Source organism: Thiothrix caldifontis (genome assembly GCF_900107695.1).
In the GTDB taxonomy this organism is placed as follows: Bacteria; Pseudomonadota; Gammaproteobacteria; order Thiotrichales; family Thiotrichaceae; genus Thiothrix; species Thiothrix caldifontis.
Genome location: NZ_FNQP01000028.1, coordinates 1 through 18,022, shown reverse-complemented (window position 1 = coordinate 18,022; position 18,022 = coordinate 1). Strand labels below are relative to the sequence as shown.

The window sequence follows — 18,022 nt, the reverse complement described above, 5'->3', positions numbered from 1 at the left end:
TCAAAAAATCTTGTGAGTCCATCCCAAGGAATGCGCGTAACATGCTTGCGGCAGTTGAGGTTTTAACCCCTTTTTACCTCACAGGACGTATACCCTATGCATAACGACGACAACACTTTGAAAGCGTATGAGCAGCAGTTGTTTCAGCGTTTTTGCCAGAAAGAGCGCCAAGCGGACGCAGAGATGCAGCGCACCTTCGGGCAACGCTTATGGCGCTATATTCGCCGCAGCTTGATTTTTAATGACATTGAGGCGGCGGAGAATTGCCTGCAAGATACTTGGTTAATCTTAATTGATGAATATTGTGGAAAAGCCTTGCCGGATTCCGGCTTGTGGTCAGTGTTGCATACAGTGGCATTGCGACAGGCGCGGGATACGGTTCGCCAGCAGAATAGCCAAAAGCGTAAGCCAAGCGGTGGCTTTGTGAGTTTTGCGGCTGATCCAGATGAGACGCATGACAACGCAATTTGGTCAGCACACCCTGATGTGGATTTGTTGTATCAACAAAGCACACCGGAAGCTGAGTATTTAGGTGCGGAAGAGGATTTAAAAAAACAAGAGCGCTTGACGTTATTTAAACAAGCCGTGGCGCAATTGTCTGAGAAACAGCAGCTTGCGTTACACTTAAAATATACAAAAGAGTTATCGGTCAAAGAAATTGCCGCGCTTACCGGGGAAAAGTATGAAACAGTGCGTAACCATTTACGGTTGGCAAAAGAACACTTGAAAGCGCGTTTAGGTTAAACCCTCACGGGGAAGGTAAGGAGCAAATAAAATGCAGCATGAATCCGATGGTAGAGATGAGGACGATGATGACACTGATCCAGTCATGGAGCGTGAATTAAAGGCACTTTACCAAGCCGCATTATTGGATGAGGATTTTCAGCAACAAGTGCATGACAATGTGCAGGCGTTAAGCGATGCAGAGCGCCAAAAACTGAGTAAACAGCCCTCCATACAGCCCTTTTTGCATGATGAGTTGATGCCAGCACCTTTACAAGCGCGGTTACGGGCGCTGCAAGCAGAGAAAAAAAAACCCTGGTGGAAAACCTTATGGTCGCCAGAGGGGTGGGTATTATTACCATTGCCGGGTCCGGCGTTTAGTTTGCCTGCGGTATTGGTCATTGGCGGGTTATTAGGGGTGTTGCTGACCCCAACGTTGTTGACACCGCAGGTGACACCGGAGGAATGGCAGTTGCGCAGCACGACGGCGGCAGATGATGCAACGGGTGCTTGTGAATTCAGTGAGGCGCTACGGGGTGATCCTGACACGTGGTGGGCAGCAATCCAACAGTGTGAGCAGCAGGCGCAGCAGCAAGTGCAGCGCGAAACCATGGCGTTGCAGCAACGTTACCCCAATTTTCAGCCATCCAATCCATAAAGTTGAAATGCGCCCCAGTAAAATGGGTGGGCGTGCTCAGCATTTTTTTGCAAGGTGTGTTGCATTGCGTGCTGTAACGCGCTTGCCCAGTGGGTGGACGTGGTTGGTAATGCGGTGAACAGTGCTTGCATCAAGGTTTGGGTGGTGGGGGAGTCAATGTCCCAAGCGGTGGCGAGCACTTGCCGCGAACCAGCACTGAAAAAAGCTTTGACCAGTGATGACATGCCTTGTGTGGTGTCACTGATACTGCCGGTGCTGCACGCGGACAACAGCACTATATCGGCATCAAGTGTTAACGCCATAATTTCACTGGCGGTGACACGCCCGTCTTCATCCTTGGTTTTTCCCAGTTCCAGAAAGGCTTCGGTATTGTCCTGTGTGTTGTGGGGGGCTGCATGGGTGGCAAAACTGATGATTTGAAAGGTGGTTTCTGGCTTTTGGGGATCGATTAACTGTTTCAACGCTTGTTCTGTGGCGTCTTTAGCGGTTAATACGCTGCAAGCTGTGTTGGCATGGTGCGCTGTACACAGCAGTTGATGCTGATGTTCCAGTTCTGCTTCCGCCCCTGATAACGCTCTTCCCAGCGGTGCGCCGATGCCTAGAAAACGTTTGCGCGGATCCGGTGAGGGTGGTGAGGGTAATTCACGCAAGCTCTTGAGGGCGTTGACAGCGGGTAGGTAGTTGAAGGTGTATTGCTGCATGAGCCAGGCGGCTTGCTGGTAATCGCGTGAGGTCGGGGCTTGGGTCACCAGCAGATGCAAGGGCAGGTGTTGTAATTCGTCGTCTGTTACCACAATCAGGTGCTGGATTTCCTGCAAATCGTCGACGACTGGGGCAAATAACGTTTGGTACAAACGGTGTGCGGTTTGCAAATCAAAATCTGGTAGCGTTGACGCTTGCGGGGTCATGGCTTGCCGTAGCTTGATGATGTCCTGCTGCAAATCAGGTGGTAAGGTTAACGCGTACAATTTGGCAGGACGTTGGTGGGCAGCAACCAAGACATAAGCGAGCGGCTCCTGCGTTTGCGGGTCACGCTCAAATACCCACGCCAGCAACGCCTCGCCTTTACGTAGGTTACTCAGGGTGTTATCAGGGTTTAAAGCCAGTGGTTTGGCTTGTGCCAGTTGGCGGTAAGCTGGCAAGGTTTTTTGCAGTTGCTGCTCAGCTTCATTGAGTGCTTGCTGTAAACGTTGTGACTCGGCTGCTTGATGCGTGCTTGCCTGGTATTGCGCATTGTCTTCCAGCATTTTGTAGGTTTTCCATAAGTCACTGATGCTTTCCCGATGTTTGGGGTTTTGGATGCTTAAGCGCATCAGGGCTTGTTGTAAGCCTTGCAGCCGTTCCAGGCCGTGCAATTGTTGGATAGCCCAAAATGCAGCCGGTAAGGTGCTTGAGGTGAATCTGCTGGTTGCTGGGTGGCTGCTAAAACGCAGTTGCAAACGGGCAAAATGTTGGCGGTCTTGCAAGTCGTCTTGGGCGGCAATCAGTGTGCCGTAGTTGAGCTTGGTGGTGTTGGTGTTGAGGTAAAACTGTGCGGCTTGCTCAATAGCCGTGTGTGCTTGGGCGTAGCGTTGTTGTTGCAGGTGGGTTTCTGCCAAACCAAGTTGGATGCGGGCAATGGCTTTGTCACGGTGCAGTGTGGGCGGGAACGTTTGATAACGCTGTAAACTGTCTTGGTAAGCCGGTTCCGCCTGTGAATAGTGGTGTTGTTTGCGGTGATTCTCAGCTTGTTTGTAGCGGTTGAGGGCGTAGGCTTCGGTGTTTTGTTGCTTGGTGCTCGCCAGTAGGTTTGCTACTTGTGTTAAGTGAGCGGCTTCCTGCTGATAGTCTTCCTGTAAGCGGTAGGTATTGGCGAGATTGCTGTGTGTGATGGCGGCTTCAGCAGGGAGTTGTTGGTGTTTTAGGGCGCTTTGATAATGGTGTTGGGCGGTGTTGATGCGGGCGGCACGCTGTAAGGGGGTATTGAGCGCTGCATAGTAATGCGCATCACCAAGGTGCATGAGTGCTTCTGCATGGCGATCCTCGCCACGTAGTGTTTTTTCAATCTCGGTTAGGGAGCTGATGAGGTTGTCCCACGCTTTTGGCGTTGCCCAAGGTTCTTGCCAGTCCAGTTCCAAACGTAAGCGGTTGAGTTTGGCAATGGCAATAGTCGGGTCGTGTGGGGCTAAGTGTTGTTGGGCGCTTGCCAGACTGTGGTCAAAGGCTTGTTTAGCCCGGTCGTAATCGAGTAAGCATTGGTCGTAATAGCGCCCGAGTGCCGATTGGTGGTTCATATCGTCTGGTTGAGAGGGTGGCTGCGGCGGTTGACTGCAATCCAAATCACTGGCGTATGACACGCCATTCATGTTGGCAATCGTTAACAGTAATCCGCTGATGAATGGCATCCAAGCGTGGGCTATTGGTAACATCACGACATCTCAGGGTGGCTAGGGTGACAGCAAATTATCACAATTAACCCTATTTTTAATAGAACGCGTATGAATATATGAGTGAATGAGTAAATTAATGGAGGCAATACGTCTTAATCTTAGTTGATGCCATAGGAATAAGGAGTTCTTTATGAAAAAACTAGACCCTATCGAATATTTATTAAGTGGGACATTGTTACTATTTGTTTTGTTAATTAATTTGTTGGCGGTTAATAAATTCTTTGCCAGTATTGAACAAGCTATCTTGATGGGGGTATTTCTATTGTTGGAATCTGCTTTTGTGATGCGGTATCAGTTACAGCCAGAAAAAGCTAAGCGCTGCCCTACGTATCGTCTGAAGGTTTGGATTCGCTATTTTTATAGTGTGTTTTTATTATTGACTGTTTGTAGTGTGCTGGCATTTGCGCTGAATGCGTTGAAAACACTGGAGATGATGATCGCATTGCAGTGGATATTCTGGATTTTGGCGACCATGCTTGTTTTGATTGGCGCAAAAATGGGTTTGTGTATTATGGGTAGTGCTGCTGATGACGATGATGCTGCACCAACAGCAAGTACTATTTATGGTAAATCTGGGTATTCAAAAAAATAATTATTAAAATTTACCCCCTTGTTGTGATACATGACGTATTTCTTGGCAGTTACTTCATTAACTGGCGAGGAAGTGTCATGAAATACCCCGTTTTGTTTTCTATCAGCACATTATTACTGATTGGCAGTTTGAGTGTTTTGCCGGTCTATGCCGCTGACATCACCCAAGTCGATGGTTTGGAACAGGCTGATTTGCCGCCAAATGAGGCCGCTGCGGCATGGGAGGTTCCGGCTACGTTGCGTTTAGACCCTACTGATTTTCCAAAACATGCAGGGCGCGGGGCGCTCGTGCCACAAGACATTGTGTTGCCACCATTGAGCGCAGCGGAGTTACAACAATGGCAACAAACTGCGGATGAACCGCAGCAACGCCGCACGCGGATTGGGATGAGTCGTGCCGTTCCCAATACGCTAGGTGAGCCGGATACCTGGCAGTGGTTAGCGGTTGAGGGTGGGCAGGTTGCACATTTGGGCTGGCGTTCACCGGATGCTAAACGGATCCGTGGGCAGTTTGTATTGGGGAACTTGCCTGCGGGGGTGGAGTTGCGGTTTTACGCACCACACGACCCGCAGCAGGTGTATGCCTATACCCATGACACGCTAAAACCGCAAATCATTCAGCAGGCGGGGGAGGCAACATTCTGGTCGCCATCGTTAGCGGGTGATACCTTGCGAGTGGAAATCTTTGTGCCGGAGGGCATCGCACCGGATGCCTTGGCGTTGCGGGTTGCCAAGCTGTCCCACTCGGTATTAGACCCACTGACAGGGGCGGTACAACGGGGGACCTTAGAAGACAATGCGGTGGCTTGTTTTGTGGATATGGCGTGTGCCACACCCGAATGGCAGTTGCGGGGGAGTTCTACCGCGCTTTTCTTGGTTGTGAACGAAGACATCGAGTACTTTTGTACCGGCGAGTTACTCAACAATACCCGTGCGGATGGCAAGCCGTATTTTTTGACCGCAAACCATTGTGTGGATACCGCCGCCGTTGCCACTACCTTGAATTCCTTTTGGTTTTATGAGAACTCGAGCTGTGGGGGCAGTGATGCGCGGGATAAGGTGCGGCGGGCTGATGGCGGTGCAACGCTGTTGGTGACGGACAAAACGTTGGATACCACGCTGTTAAGTCTCAATAAAATTCCAGCGCAAGGGGTGTTGTTTGCGGGGTGGTCTAATCGCGCGTTGCCGTCGGGTCAGGCCATTGCGGGGATTCATCATGCCCTGACACTGCCTAAGCAATTTGCACTGGGTACGTTTGTGGATTACGGCACGTTCGCGGCGAGTGGGTTAGTGCGTGATCCCCAAGGTGAGTTTGCGGTGGTGCGCTGGCTCAATGGTGCGACGGAGCAAGGGGCAAGCGGTTCGGCGCTGTGGTTTGAGGAGCAAGGAAAGTATTACGTGAATGGCGTGTTGTCACGCGGTACGAGTTCGAGTTCTTGCGAGCCCCCTGATGGGATTGCCCTATACGGGCGGTTTGATCAGGCGTATCCGTTATTGAAACCATGGCTAAGCCCATAAAAATAATCCCATATCAATGTTTATTTGATGTTAACCCCATACAAATGAAAACGACGTATTGCTTCAGTGTATTTTGTAATAATTGGGAGATGCGAGATGAAAATGAAACAGTGGACAACCGTGTTATTGGTGAGCAGTGCCTTGGCGGCTTGTGGCGGCGGCAGTAGTGTTGGTAGCACCGCCGCGCCCAGTAATTCGATGGGGCCGTTAAGCTTGTTGGAAGCGAAAGGGGATGGTGGCGGTGGCTATAATAATTATGTGTCTGCATCAGGCGCTACGCAGATGGCACAGCTTACTGCGATTAATCATACAGCCTTTGTCGAATTGTTGCTGTTTTCCATTTTTGAGTCTGACGATAAAGGGGATGGTTATGTGTTTCGTTCGGATACCGACTTAACTGCGCCAGAAAAACCAACCACTAGTTTAATGCCTGATGCGGTGAAAGATGAAATTGTGCAGTTGATGGAGCAATACGTAGCACAGCAACGCACGCAGGCTCGCCCTGTGAATTCTGGAACTATTGCTTGTCCTTATGGTGGTTACTTCGTGGTTTCAGGTGATTTGAATGACAGTACCAATACCGGTACGCTCAATGTCAATTATACAAATTGTGAGACATATCTCTATCTGAAAAATGGGTTGAGCACATTAACGTTGAATAAATTAGAACCAACCAATAATGTCTTTCTGGATTATGCGATTGCTTACAAAGATCTAAGCGTGGATACCGCATGGAATGCGTTTGTTTATACGGGTTCTCAGTTTGTGGTAAAAACCATGACGAATAATCGGGTGACTAAAATCGTTACCTCCTCTAATTTGCAGCGTAAAGACCAAAAAGCGGGGGATGCCGTCAGTATTGATTTGACCGTTAATAGCAGAGATCAGACGGCTCAGGCGATTACGGGCAAATTATGCCACGGTGTTTATGGTTGCGTTGATGTTTCGACCCGCATTGGTTTTAGTAACCGTTTGCAACAGGGTGAAATTAATTTAGTGGGTGCAGGGGGGAGCACTATTCAGCTTTATTATTCAGGCGGAAAATTGCATACCCGACTGGATGGTAATGGTACAGGTAATTACGGAGCGCCTTATTTAGTGACGTTGTGACACCCATAAAAATAAAGTGTGTCTAACCACTCTATGTGCATAAGATTACATAGAGTGGTTGTCTCCATGTAATATCGACGTTTCACCAACGTTTTGTATTTCTAGGAATAGCCCCATGATCAGCGCAGAAAAAAAGCCAGCACAATGGGAATTCTGGGTAGACCGTGGCGGTACATTCACCGACATCGTAGCCCGCACCCCTGACGGTCAATTCAAAACCCATAAAATCCTCTCGGAAAACCCCGGGCGTTACCGCGATGCAGCGGTGCAAGGTATCCGCGAACTGTTGGGCTTGCAACGCGGCGAACCCTTGCCCCCGCATACCATCAAAGCGGTGAAAATGGGGACAACCGTTGCCACCAATGCCTTGCTGGAACGCAAGGGCGAACCCACGCTGCTGCTGATTACCCAAGATTTTGCTGATTTGTTGCGCATTGGCTACCAGAACCGCCCGCGCATTTTCGACCTGCACATTGTGTTACCCGAATTGCTTTATCGCACGGTTGCGGAAGTGCCGGAGCGTTTATCCGCCACGGGGGAAACCCTGCTACCCTTAGATGAAACCGCCACGCTGCACGCCTTGCAACAGGCTTATGACGCAGGTTTGCGGGCGGTGGCGATTGCCTTGATGCACGGCTACCAGTTTCCACAACACGAACAGCGTGTCGCAGCATTGGCACAACAGGTGGGTTTCACGCAAATTTCGGTCAGCCACCGCGTTAGCCCCTTGATCAAGCTGGTGGAGCGTGGGGATACCACGGTGGTTGATGCTTATTTGTCGCCGATTCTGCGCCGTTACGTCGAGCAAGTGCGCGAAGAATTGGGGGAAGCGCAAGCTGCCACCAGGTTAATGTTCATGCAATCCAATGGCGGCTTGACGGATGCGGCCTTGTTTCAGGGCAAGGATGCCATCCTGTCGGGGCCTGCGGGCGGTGTGGTGGGGATGGTGCGTACTGCGCAGGCGGCTGGTTTCGACAAGCTGATTGGCTTTGATATGGGCGGCACGTCGACCGATGTGTGCCATTTTGCCGGGGCGTTCGAGCGTGCATTGGAAACCGAAGTCGCGGGCGTGCGGATGCGCGTGCCGATGATGAGCATTCACACCGTGGCGGCTGGAGGCGGTTCTATCCTCGCGTTTGAGAACGGGCGTTTCCGCGTGGGGCCGGAAAGTGCGGGGGCGAATCCGGGGCCTGCCTGTTACCGGCGTGGTGGCCCGTTGACCGTGACCGACTGCAATGTGTTACTGGGCAAGATTCAGCCGGAACATTTCCCGCAGGTCTTCGGTGTGAACGCTGATCAGCCGCTGGATGTGGCGATTGTGCGTGAAAAGTTTGTGCAACTGGCACAACAGATTGCCGCAGAAACCGGCGATTCGCTGCGTACCCCCGAAGCCTTGGCGGAAGGTTTCCTGCGCATTGCGGTGGAAAACATGGCGAATGCCATCAAGAAAATTTCGGTGCAACGCGGTTACGACGTGACCCAATACACCCTCAATTGCTTCGGCGGTGCGGGTGGGCAGCACGCCTGCTTGGTGGCAGATGCTTTGGGAATGCAGCGGATTTTTATCCACCCGTTTGCCGGGGTGCTGTCAGCGTTCGGCATGGGGTTGGCGGATATTCGGGCTTTGCGTGAACGGCAGTTCGGCAAACCACTCACGGCGACAGGCGAAGCACACGCCGTGTTAGTTGAACTGGAAGCCGAAACCCTGCACGAGGTACAACAGCAGGGAATTGCCCGCGAGCATATCCGGCTGGAACGCTGGGCGCATATCCGTTATCAGGGTTCGGATCAAACCTTCCCCGTCGCGTTTGATGCGCCGCAACAGATGGCAGCAGCCTTTGAAGCCGCCCATCAGGTACGTTACGGTTTTGTGCCTGAAGGGGGAGTATTGGTAATGGAATTATTGGCGTCGGAAGCAATCGGGGAAACTATGGTTGAGAACACCCCCCTCCCTAACCCTCCCCCCGCAAGGGGTGGAGGGGACAAGACGCAGATCACCATAGGCCCCGCCATTATCCATGACCCCAACAGCACCATCGTGGTAGAAGCCGGTTGGCAAGCGCAAACCGATGCTTTTGGCAATCGCCTGCTTACCCGCATTGCCCCGCTTCAGCGCCAAGAGGCATTGGGAACCCGTGCTGATCCCGTCATGCTGGAAGTGTTCAATAACCTGTTCATGTCGATTGCCGAGCAAATGGGCGCAACGCTGGCGAATACCGCGCATTCGGTCAATATCAAGGAACGGCTGGACTTTTCTTGCGCCATTTTCGCCCCCGATGGTGGGCTGGTGGCGAATGCGCCGCATGTGCCGGTGCATTTGGGGTCGATGGGGGAAAGTGTGCGTACCATTCTGCGCCTTAATGCCGGGGCAATGGCAGCGGGTGATGTGTTCATGATCAATAACCCCTACAACGGTGGCACACACTTGCCGGATGTGACGGTGATTACCCCGGTATTCGATGATGCTGACAAACTGATTTTCCTGGTGGCATCACGCGGGCATCATGCCGATATTGGTGGCAAAACCCCCGGTTCAACCCCGCCGGATAGCCGCCATATCAGCGAAGAAGGCATCGTGATCGACAATTTCAAGCTGGTGGAGCGCGGTATATTCCGTGAGCAAGCCACCCGCGAATTGCTGCTGTCGCCGCCGTACCCGTGCCGTAATATTGAACAGAATCTGGCAGATTTAGCCGCGCAAATTGCTGCCAATGCCACCGGTGTCAAGGAATTACGCCACATGGTCGGGCAATTCGGCTTGGAGGTAGTGCAGGCGTATATGGCACACGTCCAAGACAATGCGGAGGAAAGTGTGCGTCGGGTGATTGAGGTGTTGACGGATGCAGCTTATGTCCACCGCCTGGATAATGGTGCGGAAATTCAGGTGGCTATCCGTGTCGATGTTGCCCAACGCAGTGTCACGGTCGATTTCAGCGGTACATCTGCGCAGGATGAAGGCAATTACAATGCGCCCTTGGCGGTGTGCCGTTCTGTGGTGCTGTACGTCTTCCGCACGTTGGTGGGGGCGGATATTCCGCTGAATGAAGGTTGCATGAAACCCATTCACCTGATTGTGCCGGAAGCTTCCATGCTCAATCCACGTTACCCCGTAGCGGTGATTGCGGGCAATACCGAAGTCAGTCAAGCGGTTGCTGAAGCTTTGTACGGGGCGCTTGGGGTCTTGGCAGGTTCGCAAGGCACCATGAACAATGTCGTCTACGGCAATGCGCGTTACCAAAATTACGAAACCATTTGCGGCGGGGCGGGTGCGGGTTATGTGCACGGTAAAGGCTTTGAGGGCGCGAGTGCGGTGCAAACCCACATGACCAATACCCGCATGACCGACCCGGAAGTGTTGGAAACCCGTTTTCCGGTACGGGTGGAACGGTTCAGCATTCGCCAAGGCTCCGGTGGGCAGGGGCGTTGGCGCGGCGGTGACGGGGTGGAGCGTCACCTGCAGTTTTTGGAGGGAATGACCGCGACGGTGATTTCCTCCAGCCGGATTCATGCGCCGCGTGGTTTGCAGGGTGGGCAGCCGGGGCAGTGTGGGCGTAATGTGGTTATCCGTGCGGATGGCACAGTACAAGCATTGCGCGGCAATGATGCTTGCGAGATGCAGGCGGGTGATGTGTTGGTGATGCAGACACCGGGTGGCGGTGGAGCCTTTATGCATAAAGAGTAACCCCATTTTTAGGGGCGTAACGTATGCGTAAATAGCGTAGACGTTGATCAAGGAGTGTATCACATGAGCCAAGAGCCCCATAAAACGGTTGCCATGAAAAAACCACTGGATACCGGATTTCTCAAGAAAAATAATCCGAGTCCAGAACCCCCCACACCACAAACCGCAGCCCCTGCCACCGCGATTTATACCGGCAATAACCCCACTGCGGAGGCGGCAGGTACAACTGAAAAGCACTTCATGCATGACCCCGTGGTCGGCTGGGTCGTGGTGATCGACGGGCCGGGGCAGGGAATTTCCTTGCCACTGGGCAACGGCAATAACAGTTTAGGGCGCGGCAGCAACCAGCGGGTGGCGCTGGACTTTGGGGATGCCAATTTGTCCCGTGATAGCCACGCCACCATTACTTATGACCCGCGTGGGCGCAAGTTCTACCTGCATAGCGGGGGCAACAGCACCAATCTGACGTATCTGGAAGGCGCAGGCACGACGATTCCGGTGTTAGCACCTGTTGTGTTGGAAAATGGGCAACACCTGCGTTTAGGCAATACCACCCTTAAGTTCGTTGCTTTGTGTGGGGATGGGTTCGGTTGGGATGCGGCTGATGCTGGGGCGTAACGGTGGTTTTGACATCGGTTATGCCACGGATGTCGGCAGCCGGGGCAATCAGGAAGATAACCTCGGTTTCCGCCAATACGAGGACGGTTCTGTCCTTGCGGTCTTGGCGGATGGTATGGGCGGTCATACCGGCGGGGAGGTAGCCAGTGAGATGGCGATACAGTGGTTTGGGGAATATTTTCCACAAACTCACGGCAGTATCCGGGCGCGTTTGGAGCAAACCTTGCGCCAGACCCAACAGCGGCTGTGTTTGTATGCACAGGAGCATCCCGAATTGCAGGACATGGGTTCCACCTTGGTTGCCGTGTTTGTGCAGGGGCAAGACCTGTATTGGCTCAGCGTGGGGGATTCCCTGTTGTATCGGGCAGATGGCTCCGGGGTGGTGCAACTCAATGCCACCCACACGGTGGCGGAGCGTTTCCGGCGCTTATGGGAAAGCGGCAAAATTTCCCGTGCGGAACTGGACAATGTACAGGAACCCCACGCCTTAACCAGTGCGCTGGGGCCGGATAAGTTACAGGAAATCGACTGTCAGCAGGCGACCTTGCCAACGGATGCGGTGCTGGTACTTGCCAGCGATGGTTTGTTGAGCCTCAATCCGGTTGACATCAATACTTTGCTGGATAAGCAAGCGTCTGCCCAGATATTGGCAGAGCGTTTGTTAATGGCAACCTTAGCCAAACGCCAGCAGGGACAGGATAATATCAGTTTGATTGTGCTCAAACATCCGGTGCTTCCCGTTACCCAGCATCGCCGCCGTTGGCCGCTGATATTGGGAGCAACGCTGTTGTTAGGTGCGGCGACGGGGATGTTCTACCAATGGCATCAGGCCGAACAGCGGATTGCGCAAGAACGTCAGGAACGCCAAGAGGCTGAACAGCGTGCTGATAAGCAGCGTCAGGCATTAGCGGAAGAAAAACGCCAGCGTATGCAGGCTGAGCAGGAAGCCGCAGCCTCCAGAACGCTGGCGGAAAAGGCAGCCAGGCGTGCTGATGAAGCCGAGCAGCAACGTAAAGCCGCTAAAAAACGTGCGGAAAAAGCGGAGCATGATAAAAAACGCGCAGAAGCGGCTGCCAACGCCCATGCAGTCCCTGTAGCCCCAGCGGTTCCCGCTGCTCCCGTAAAAAATCCGCCACCACCGAGTGCGCCAGCACCCGTGCCTACCCCTAAACCGCGACCACCGCCTGCTGAACCTGTGCAGGAGTTGGATAAGCGCGATATTTTTCCAGATGCATCTTGACCGGGAGTGTTAATAACCATGTTAAATCACCTTTTGAAATACATCCTATTGCTGCCTTTCCTTGTGATATTGGCAGTGCCACTGGTGGGTAATGCCGAGGGCGATGGGCGTCCTGATGCGGTTGAAAACGCCCGCAATAGCATTGTGAAAATCCACATTGAAAGCTTCGATAAAAAGAACCGCATTTCCTTCGGGCATGGCAGTGGTTTTGTGATTGCGCCGAATAAGGTGATCACCAATGCCCATGTTGCCAGCCCGGAACTGTTTTTTCCTGATGTCAAAACCTCCAGTGTGTCGATTATCGACGGCGGGGTTTCCGGGGGAAAGCTTAAAAAAGTCAATGACATTGAAATCTTGGCTGATCGTGACCTTGCCATTTTGACGGTAGATTCACTCAGTGAGCGTCCCGCTTTGCCAGTGGCATTGCCGGTAGATGGGCAGGTCATTTATTCCATGGGCTTTCCCGGCGTCGGTGAAATTTGGGATGTGAATAAAATTCTGGAGGAAGAATCCGCTGGTAAAATGACCAAAGAAAAACTGGCAGCGGTAGAGAAACAAATGAGCACCCCTTCAGTAAAGGATGGGCGCATCAGTCGCATGGTGGAAGACCCTAACTGGAGTGTTGAGTTGGATTTGCCCAGCTCGATTACCCCGGTTAAAGTGATTCAGCACAGCGCGGATATTGAAAAGGGCAATAGCGGCGGGCCAATCATCAATAACTGCGGCGCGGTGGTGGGGGTTAATTCCCAATCAGCCAATACCAATTATTCGGCGGTCGATGCGGCTGAGTTAATGGCATTTTTAACCGTCAAAAACGTCGCCTTCCAGAAACAGGAGGCTTGCAGCGGGCAAGCCGGTGCGACTACTGACGCTACGCCGTCAGCGACTGACGAGGGGATACCGATGTGGTGGTTAGTCGGTGGTGGTTTGGTGTTGGCTGCACTGGTGGGTTTTGGCATCTTACTGTTTAGCCAGCCGCGTTCTGCTTCATCGCGTTCAGCGCATAAGGCTCCGCCGCCCAAGCCGTCGGTTAGCAATAAACTGATCAGCAGCACCGCACCCGTCGAGAGTGGTTACTGTTTGCAGGGCTTGCAAGGCTTGGGGCATTTGCGTTTTCCCCTGACAGGATCGCATGTGCAGTTGGGGTATGACGAGGAGCTTAATGATTGCGCCATCCCTGAGCGCACGGTATCCCGCCAGCACGCCAGCTTGCACCACAAGGATGGTCAGTGGCAGCTTATCCCGCTGCGTACCCTCAACCCCACGACCCTTAATAACGAAGTACTGGAACCTAACGACATCCGCACCTTAACGGAAGGCGATGTGTTGGCGTTAGGCGAAGCCAGCTTTGTGTTCAGTAAAGGCTAAGGAGCACGCCATGCCACACCAAGAACACCGTCAAGCCCTGCCAGCCGGGACACAGCTTCGGGAATACGACATCCTGCGCACCTTGGGCAGCGGTGGTTTCGGTGTGGCGTATTTGGCGTATGACCGGGAGTTAGCCCACCATGTGGTGTTAAAAGAATACCTGCCCGGTGCATTTGCTACCCGCCTTGCCGGTAACACCGTGGTACCGACCTCCCCCAAAGACGAAGCGAATTTTCAGTGGGGGTTGGAACGTTTCCTGAGTGAAGCGCGGGCATTGGCAGCGTTTCGTGCGCATCCGCATATTGTGTCGGTGTTGCATTCGTTCCGGGCGAACAACACGGCTTACATGGTGATGGAATATGCGGGTGAATTCAGCCTGCAACAGTTTCTTGACGGGCAGGGCGTCATGACACAGGAGCAGTTGCTGGATTTGGTATTGCCGCTGTTGGATGCACTGGAAACCATCCATGCCGCCGGGTTGATCCACCGGGATATTAAGCCGGATAACATTTTGATCAATGACAATGCCGAACCTGTGCTGATTGACTTCGGGGCGGCGCGTCAGGCGGTCGGGGAACGCAGCATGAGCCTGAGCATTATTTTGACGCCTGGTTATGCCCCGTTTGAGCAATACCACCATGCGACGGAACAAGGCCCATGGACAGATATTTACGCATTGGCTGCGGTCATGTTTCGTTGTGTGACAGGTAAAAACCCGCCTGATGCTCCGGCACGGATGGAAACCGAAACCCCACTGGAACTGGAACCGAGAGAGGGCTATTCCCCGCATCTGCTGGCAGCAATCGCTTGGGGCTTGCAAATCCGTGCGGCTGAGCGCCCGCAAACGGTTGCCGTATGGCGGGAGGCGTTGCTACGTGAATCTGTAGAGAAGGGCAGTGTAACGCATCAAACCGGAGTCAACGTCAGGGGTGGGTTGCTTGGGGGGAAACGTCGGATGATGACTGCCCTGTTGGGTAGCGTTTTGCTGTTGGGGTTGGCATTCTTGGGAATTGCCGCGCTGTCTTCTGAAAAGACAACTGAACCTCCTGCGGTGGCTCAGGCGTCGGGTGTTTCTCCGACCGTGCCGACCCCGGTTGCAGTGACGGCAGCACCTGAATCTGCGTCATTGCCTGCCTCAGCATTACCTGAAGCTCCTGAAACTGAGGCTTCGACACCAACCGTTCCAGAAGAGGAAAAAACGAAACCCGATGTGGAATCACCTCCGGCAACCCCGCCTGCACCTATCAAACCGACAACTGACGTCAAGAGCAAAAGCAAGGATACTGACAAAAGTAAGGGCAAAGATAAAAGCAAAACGGGTTCAGGTAAGACACAACCCAGTGGCAAATCAACACCAAAGCCACCACAACCACCGATTTATGTCATGCCCTCGCAACCCCGCAACACGTCTAAACCTTCTGGGAAGTCTACTGACTCGCGAGATTGTTTAGTCAACCCAAATTGCCACCCATGAGGAATCTCTCAATTACTACCTGTCTTTTCCTATAGGCATTTTTGGGGCAGCGCCTTATAAATACTCGTGGATGTTCATCATTCCAAGGATATACAGCAGTTCATTTGTTGTGATGTTACCGAATTCTTGGCGAATATTGACCAATACCTTTTCCGCGTACCGTGGTGTAATGCCCCACGTATGCGGAATGCTTTTCATGGGTTTGAACGTCAGCACGTGTCGCAGTACCATTTTTTGCGTATCATTCAGGCCGTCCAACAAGGGGGCAATAAAGAATCGCAAAGACTCTTTTGAATGAAATACCCCGTGGTGATAGTCGCCGGAAAGCGCAAATAGTTGAGTAAGGTGCATTTTTTTCAATTTCTGAAAGTGGTTGGCACTGCTATTTTTGCTGATGACGGAAATGCCAGCGATGGCAAACGTGCCGCGCTGTGCAGGGATTGAAAGACCATACTGGATACCGAAGCTGTTGCGTGCTTCTTCGGTTACTGCCCGTTCCTCACGACTTACCCGACCCGCGTTAATTTCCCCCCACCAATCAATCGGTTTGCGCCAGTCTTGCAATGCCAGACGCAACACAAAATCACGGTTGCCGTAGTTGTTCTTAATATAGTGGGCAACAAACGGGGCAAAGCTTGCGGAATAGTGCAGCACGGGTTGCGCATCCTTACTCAAGTACATCGGCTTGGGGTAGAAAGAGTACAACACCCCGTCAAAACCCAAGTCAGTAACGGCGTCGGTCAGTGTTGTGAAAGCTTCCCCAAACGGGTGGTTTGGCGTCGAGGGTTGGGAAGTGTCAATCATGGGGTTCTATTAATCAGGCTGGAGTTTTAAGGCTTCCCGAATACTGGCTGCCACCGTATCCGGTGTCATCTCATGCGGCAAAATCGTGACAAACTGCCCGTCTTTGCTAATCAGGTAGGTGTTGGAGGTATGGTCGATCATATACCCCATCGCTGAAGTGCTGGTGACTTTTGAGAAGAATGCGCCGTATTGCTGTGCCGCTTGTTGCACTTCCTCTGCTGTACCCGTTACACCCTTGATATTGGGGTGGAAATGTTGGGCATACGTGTTCAGGCGTTCGCCATTATCGCGTTCGGGGTCGACGCTGACAAAGAGCGGTTGCACTTGCGCCAGTTCTTCAGCGCTGAGTTTTTTAAGACCTGCACTGATAATCGCCAAGGTGGTGGGGCAAATATCCGGGCAGGAGGCGTAGCCGAAATACAGCACCACGACTTTGCCGCTGAAATCGCTGAGTTTGGTCGGTTTTCCTGCTTGCGTGAGGGTGAAATCACCGCCGAATTTGCCTGCTACCACCGGAACACGGGTACTGCCACTCGGTGTTGCAGTGGGGGGGACGTTGGTGGACAGTAAGTATTGCGCGGCAACAATACCGACGACGAAGGCGAGGGCGGCAACGAGCAGGGGTATCTTTTTCAAGCGGTTATCTCCGAACTTAGCGTCGTTTGAGCATAGCATTGTGTGGGGTGCTTAAGCTCGTATTTTTAATGACTTACAGTTTGTCAGGGATTTACATGGCCTGGGGTAAATTGATCTATAGGTGCGAAGGAGGCGTGTATTACCCATATCCAGAGGAGGAAGTGTTATGGCATCCCTAATAAGTGACCCCGTAGTGACCGATGAACCCATTCCCGCCGTGCGGCGCTTAGACAGCAGTGCGCCGCTGCGTTGGCTTAGCAAGGGCTGGGATGATTTGAAAGTCAGACCCGTTGCCAGCATTACTTACGGCTTAGTATTTGTTATTGCAGGGATTTTAATGATCGGGTTCGGCCCTGCTAACCCGTTGTTTGCCTTGCTGTTGATTTCCAGCTTTATGCTGATTGGCCCGCTGGCAGCGGTGGGGCTGTATGACATGAGTCAGCGGATTGAGGAAGGGCAGACGCCTTCGTTATTACATGCCTTGTCGAATGCGCGGGTGAGTACTGGCAAGCTGATTGCATTTGGCCTGATTTTGGGCGCGGTGATGCTCGCTTGGCTAGTAGTGACCATAGGGGTTATTAACCTGTTTTTCGGGGATAGCCCGTTGGTGACGGGGAGTTTGGCGACGTTGCTGAATGGGCGTGAGTCCTTGCCGTTTTTTGCGGTGTTCATGCTGGGTGGTTTGATCATGGGGTTGTTGGCATCGGCGGTGGCGATTGTGTCGATTCCGTTGGCAAGTCATCGGGTGGCGGATACGCTGACGGCTGGGGTGATTTTGTTGGTGGTGCTGGTGGTGTGGGCGCGGTTGATTGCGATGCTGTTTGGCTTGGTGTTTGATCATTCGGGTTTGGTGAGCGGTGGTTGGGAAACCTTGGTGGGGGATGCGAATTTCTTGCCATTCATTGCGACGTTTGTGTTGTGTGGTGCGGCCTTGGCGGTGGTGGCGTTTGGCATTAGCGTGGTGACAGTGCCCTTGCTGGCGCATCGGCAGGTGGGGGTGATGACGGCGATGGTTATACGCATCAACTTTAACCCGCGAAAGCGGTCTCCCTCTCTGGTAGGCTATTAGTTTTGCACACCGAATAGATCGACTTCGACAAGGAGACCGCGCATTGATACTGACAAAAGTAGCCACCGCATTGCAAGCCATCTTGTATGAAAAAGCGGACGC

At 52.7% G+C, this 18,022-nt stretch carries 14 protein-coding genes; 11 read left to right on the top strand and 3 right to left on the bottom strand.

Annotated features, from left to right (window positions below; genetic code table 11):
* Positions 1 to 96: 96 nt before the first annotated feature.
* Positions 97 to 744 carry an RNA polymerase sigma factor gene (locus BLV87_RS16240; protein ID WP_093070371.1) on the top strand — a complete coding sequence of 216 codons (648 nt, stop codon included), beginning with the start codon at positions 97 to 99 and terminating at the stop codon, positions 742 to 744.
* A 31-nt stretch (positions 745 to 775) separates the two neighbouring features.
* On the top strand, positions 776 to 1,381 hold the full coding sequence (locus tag BLV87_RS16235; protein ID WP_093070370.1) for a hypothetical protein: 606 nt from the start codon (positions 776 to 778) through the stop codon (positions 1,379 to 1,381).
* On the opposite strand, the gene BLV87_RS16230 is transcribed toward BLV87_RS16235, so the two are convergent.
* A complete protein-coding gene (locus tag BLV87_RS16230; RefSeq protein WP_093070368.1) occupies positions 1,363 to 3,789 on the bottom strand; it encodes a CHAT domain-containing protein in 2,427 nt (808 codons plus the stop codon). The genes BLV87_RS16235 and BLV87_RS16230 overlap by 19 nt on opposite strands.
* Positions 3,790 to 3,940: 151 nt before the next feature.
* On the opposite strand from BLV87_RS16230, the gene BLV87_RS16225 reads away from it, so the two are divergent.
* The 8 genes from BLV87_RS16225 to BLV87_RS16190 all read left to right on the top strand — a co-directional run bounded on the left by BLV87_RS16225 (position 3,941) and on the right by BLV87_RS16190 (position 15,411).
* On the top strand, positions 3,941 to 4,402 hold the full coding sequence (locus tag BLV87_RS16225) for a hypothetical protein (RefSeq protein WP_093070366.1): 462 nt from the start codon (positions 3,941 to 3,943) through the stop codon (positions 4,400 to 4,402).
* A 77-nt stretch (positions 4,403 to 4,479) separates the two neighbouring features.
* Positions 4,480 to 5,919: a trypsin-like serine peptidase gene (locus BLV87_RS16220; RefSeq protein WP_093070365.1), complete on the top strand. Its 1,440-nt coding sequence runs from the start codon at positions 4,480 to 4,482 to the stop codon at positions 5,917 to 5,919.
* Between the two features lie 96 nt (positions 5,920 to 6,015).
* Positions 6,016 to 7,029: a hypothetical protein gene (locus BLV87_RS16215; protein ID WP_093070363.1), complete on the top strand. Its 1,014-nt coding sequence runs from the start codon at positions 6,016 to 6,018 to the stop codon at positions 7,027 to 7,029.
* A 115-nt stretch (positions 7,030 to 7,144) separates the two neighbouring features.
* Positions 7,145 to 10,711, top strand: a complete 3,567-nt coding sequence (locus tag BLV87_RS16210) for a hydantoinase B/oxoprolinase family protein (RefSeq protein WP_093070361.1) — start codon at positions 7,145 to 7,147, stop codon at positions 10,709 to 10,711.
* 63 nt (positions 10,712 to 10,774) lie between these two features.
* Positions 10,775 to 11,329, top strand: a complete 555-nt coding sequence (locus BLV87_RS19710) for an FHA domain-containing protein (protein WP_217630017.1) — start codon at positions 10,775 to 10,777, stop codon at positions 11,327 to 11,329.
* Complete coding sequence (locus tag BLV87_RS16200; RefSeq protein ID WP_175517992.1) at positions 11,307 to 12,569, top strand: PP2C family protein-serine/threonine phosphatase; 1,263 nt, start codon at positions 11,307 to 11,309, stop codon at positions 12,567 to 12,569. Before BLV87_RS19710 ends, BLV87_RS16200 begins: the two co-directional genes overlap by 23 nt.
* Positions 12,570 to 12,587: 18 nt before the next feature.
* Positions 12,588 to 13,937 carry a trypsin-like peptidase domain-containing protein gene (locus tag BLV87_RS16195; protein WP_093070358.1) on the top strand — a complete coding sequence of 450 codons (1,350 nt, stop codon included), beginning with the start codon at positions 12,588 to 12,590 and terminating at the stop codon, positions 13,935 to 13,937.
* Between the two features lie 10 nt (positions 13,938 to 13,947).
* Positions 13,948 to 15,411, top strand: coding sequence for a serine/threonine protein kinase (locus BLV87_RS16190; RefSeq protein ID WP_093070356.1), 1,464 nt, complete (start codon positions 13,948 to 13,950; stop codon positions 15,409 to 15,411).
* A 54-nt stretch (positions 15,412 to 15,465) separates the two neighbouring features.
* Here the strand turns inward: BLV87_RS16190 and BLV87_RS16185 are convergent, their stop codons facing one another.
* Complete coding sequence (locus tag BLV87_RS16185; protein ID WP_093070355.1) at positions 15,466 to 16,215, bottom strand: autoinducer binding domain-containing protein; 750 nt, start codon at positions 16,213 to 16,215, stop codon at positions 15,466 to 15,468.
* A 9-nt stretch (positions 16,216 to 16,224) separates the two neighbouring features.
* Positions 16,225 to 16,851, bottom strand: coding sequence for an SCO family protein (locus BLV87_RS16180; RefSeq protein WP_217630016.1), 627 nt, complete (start codon positions 16,849 to 16,851; stop codon positions 16,225 to 16,227).
* 166 nt (positions 16,852 to 17,017) lie between these two features.
* On the opposite strand from BLV87_RS16180, the gene BLV87_RS16175 reads away from it, so the two are divergent.
* Complete coding sequence (locus BLV87_RS16175; protein ID WP_093070351.1) at positions 17,018 to 17,920, top strand: DUF2189 domain-containing protein; 903 nt, start codon at positions 17,018 to 17,020, stop codon at positions 17,918 to 17,920.
* Positions 17,921 to 18,022: the final 102 nt, after the last annotated feature.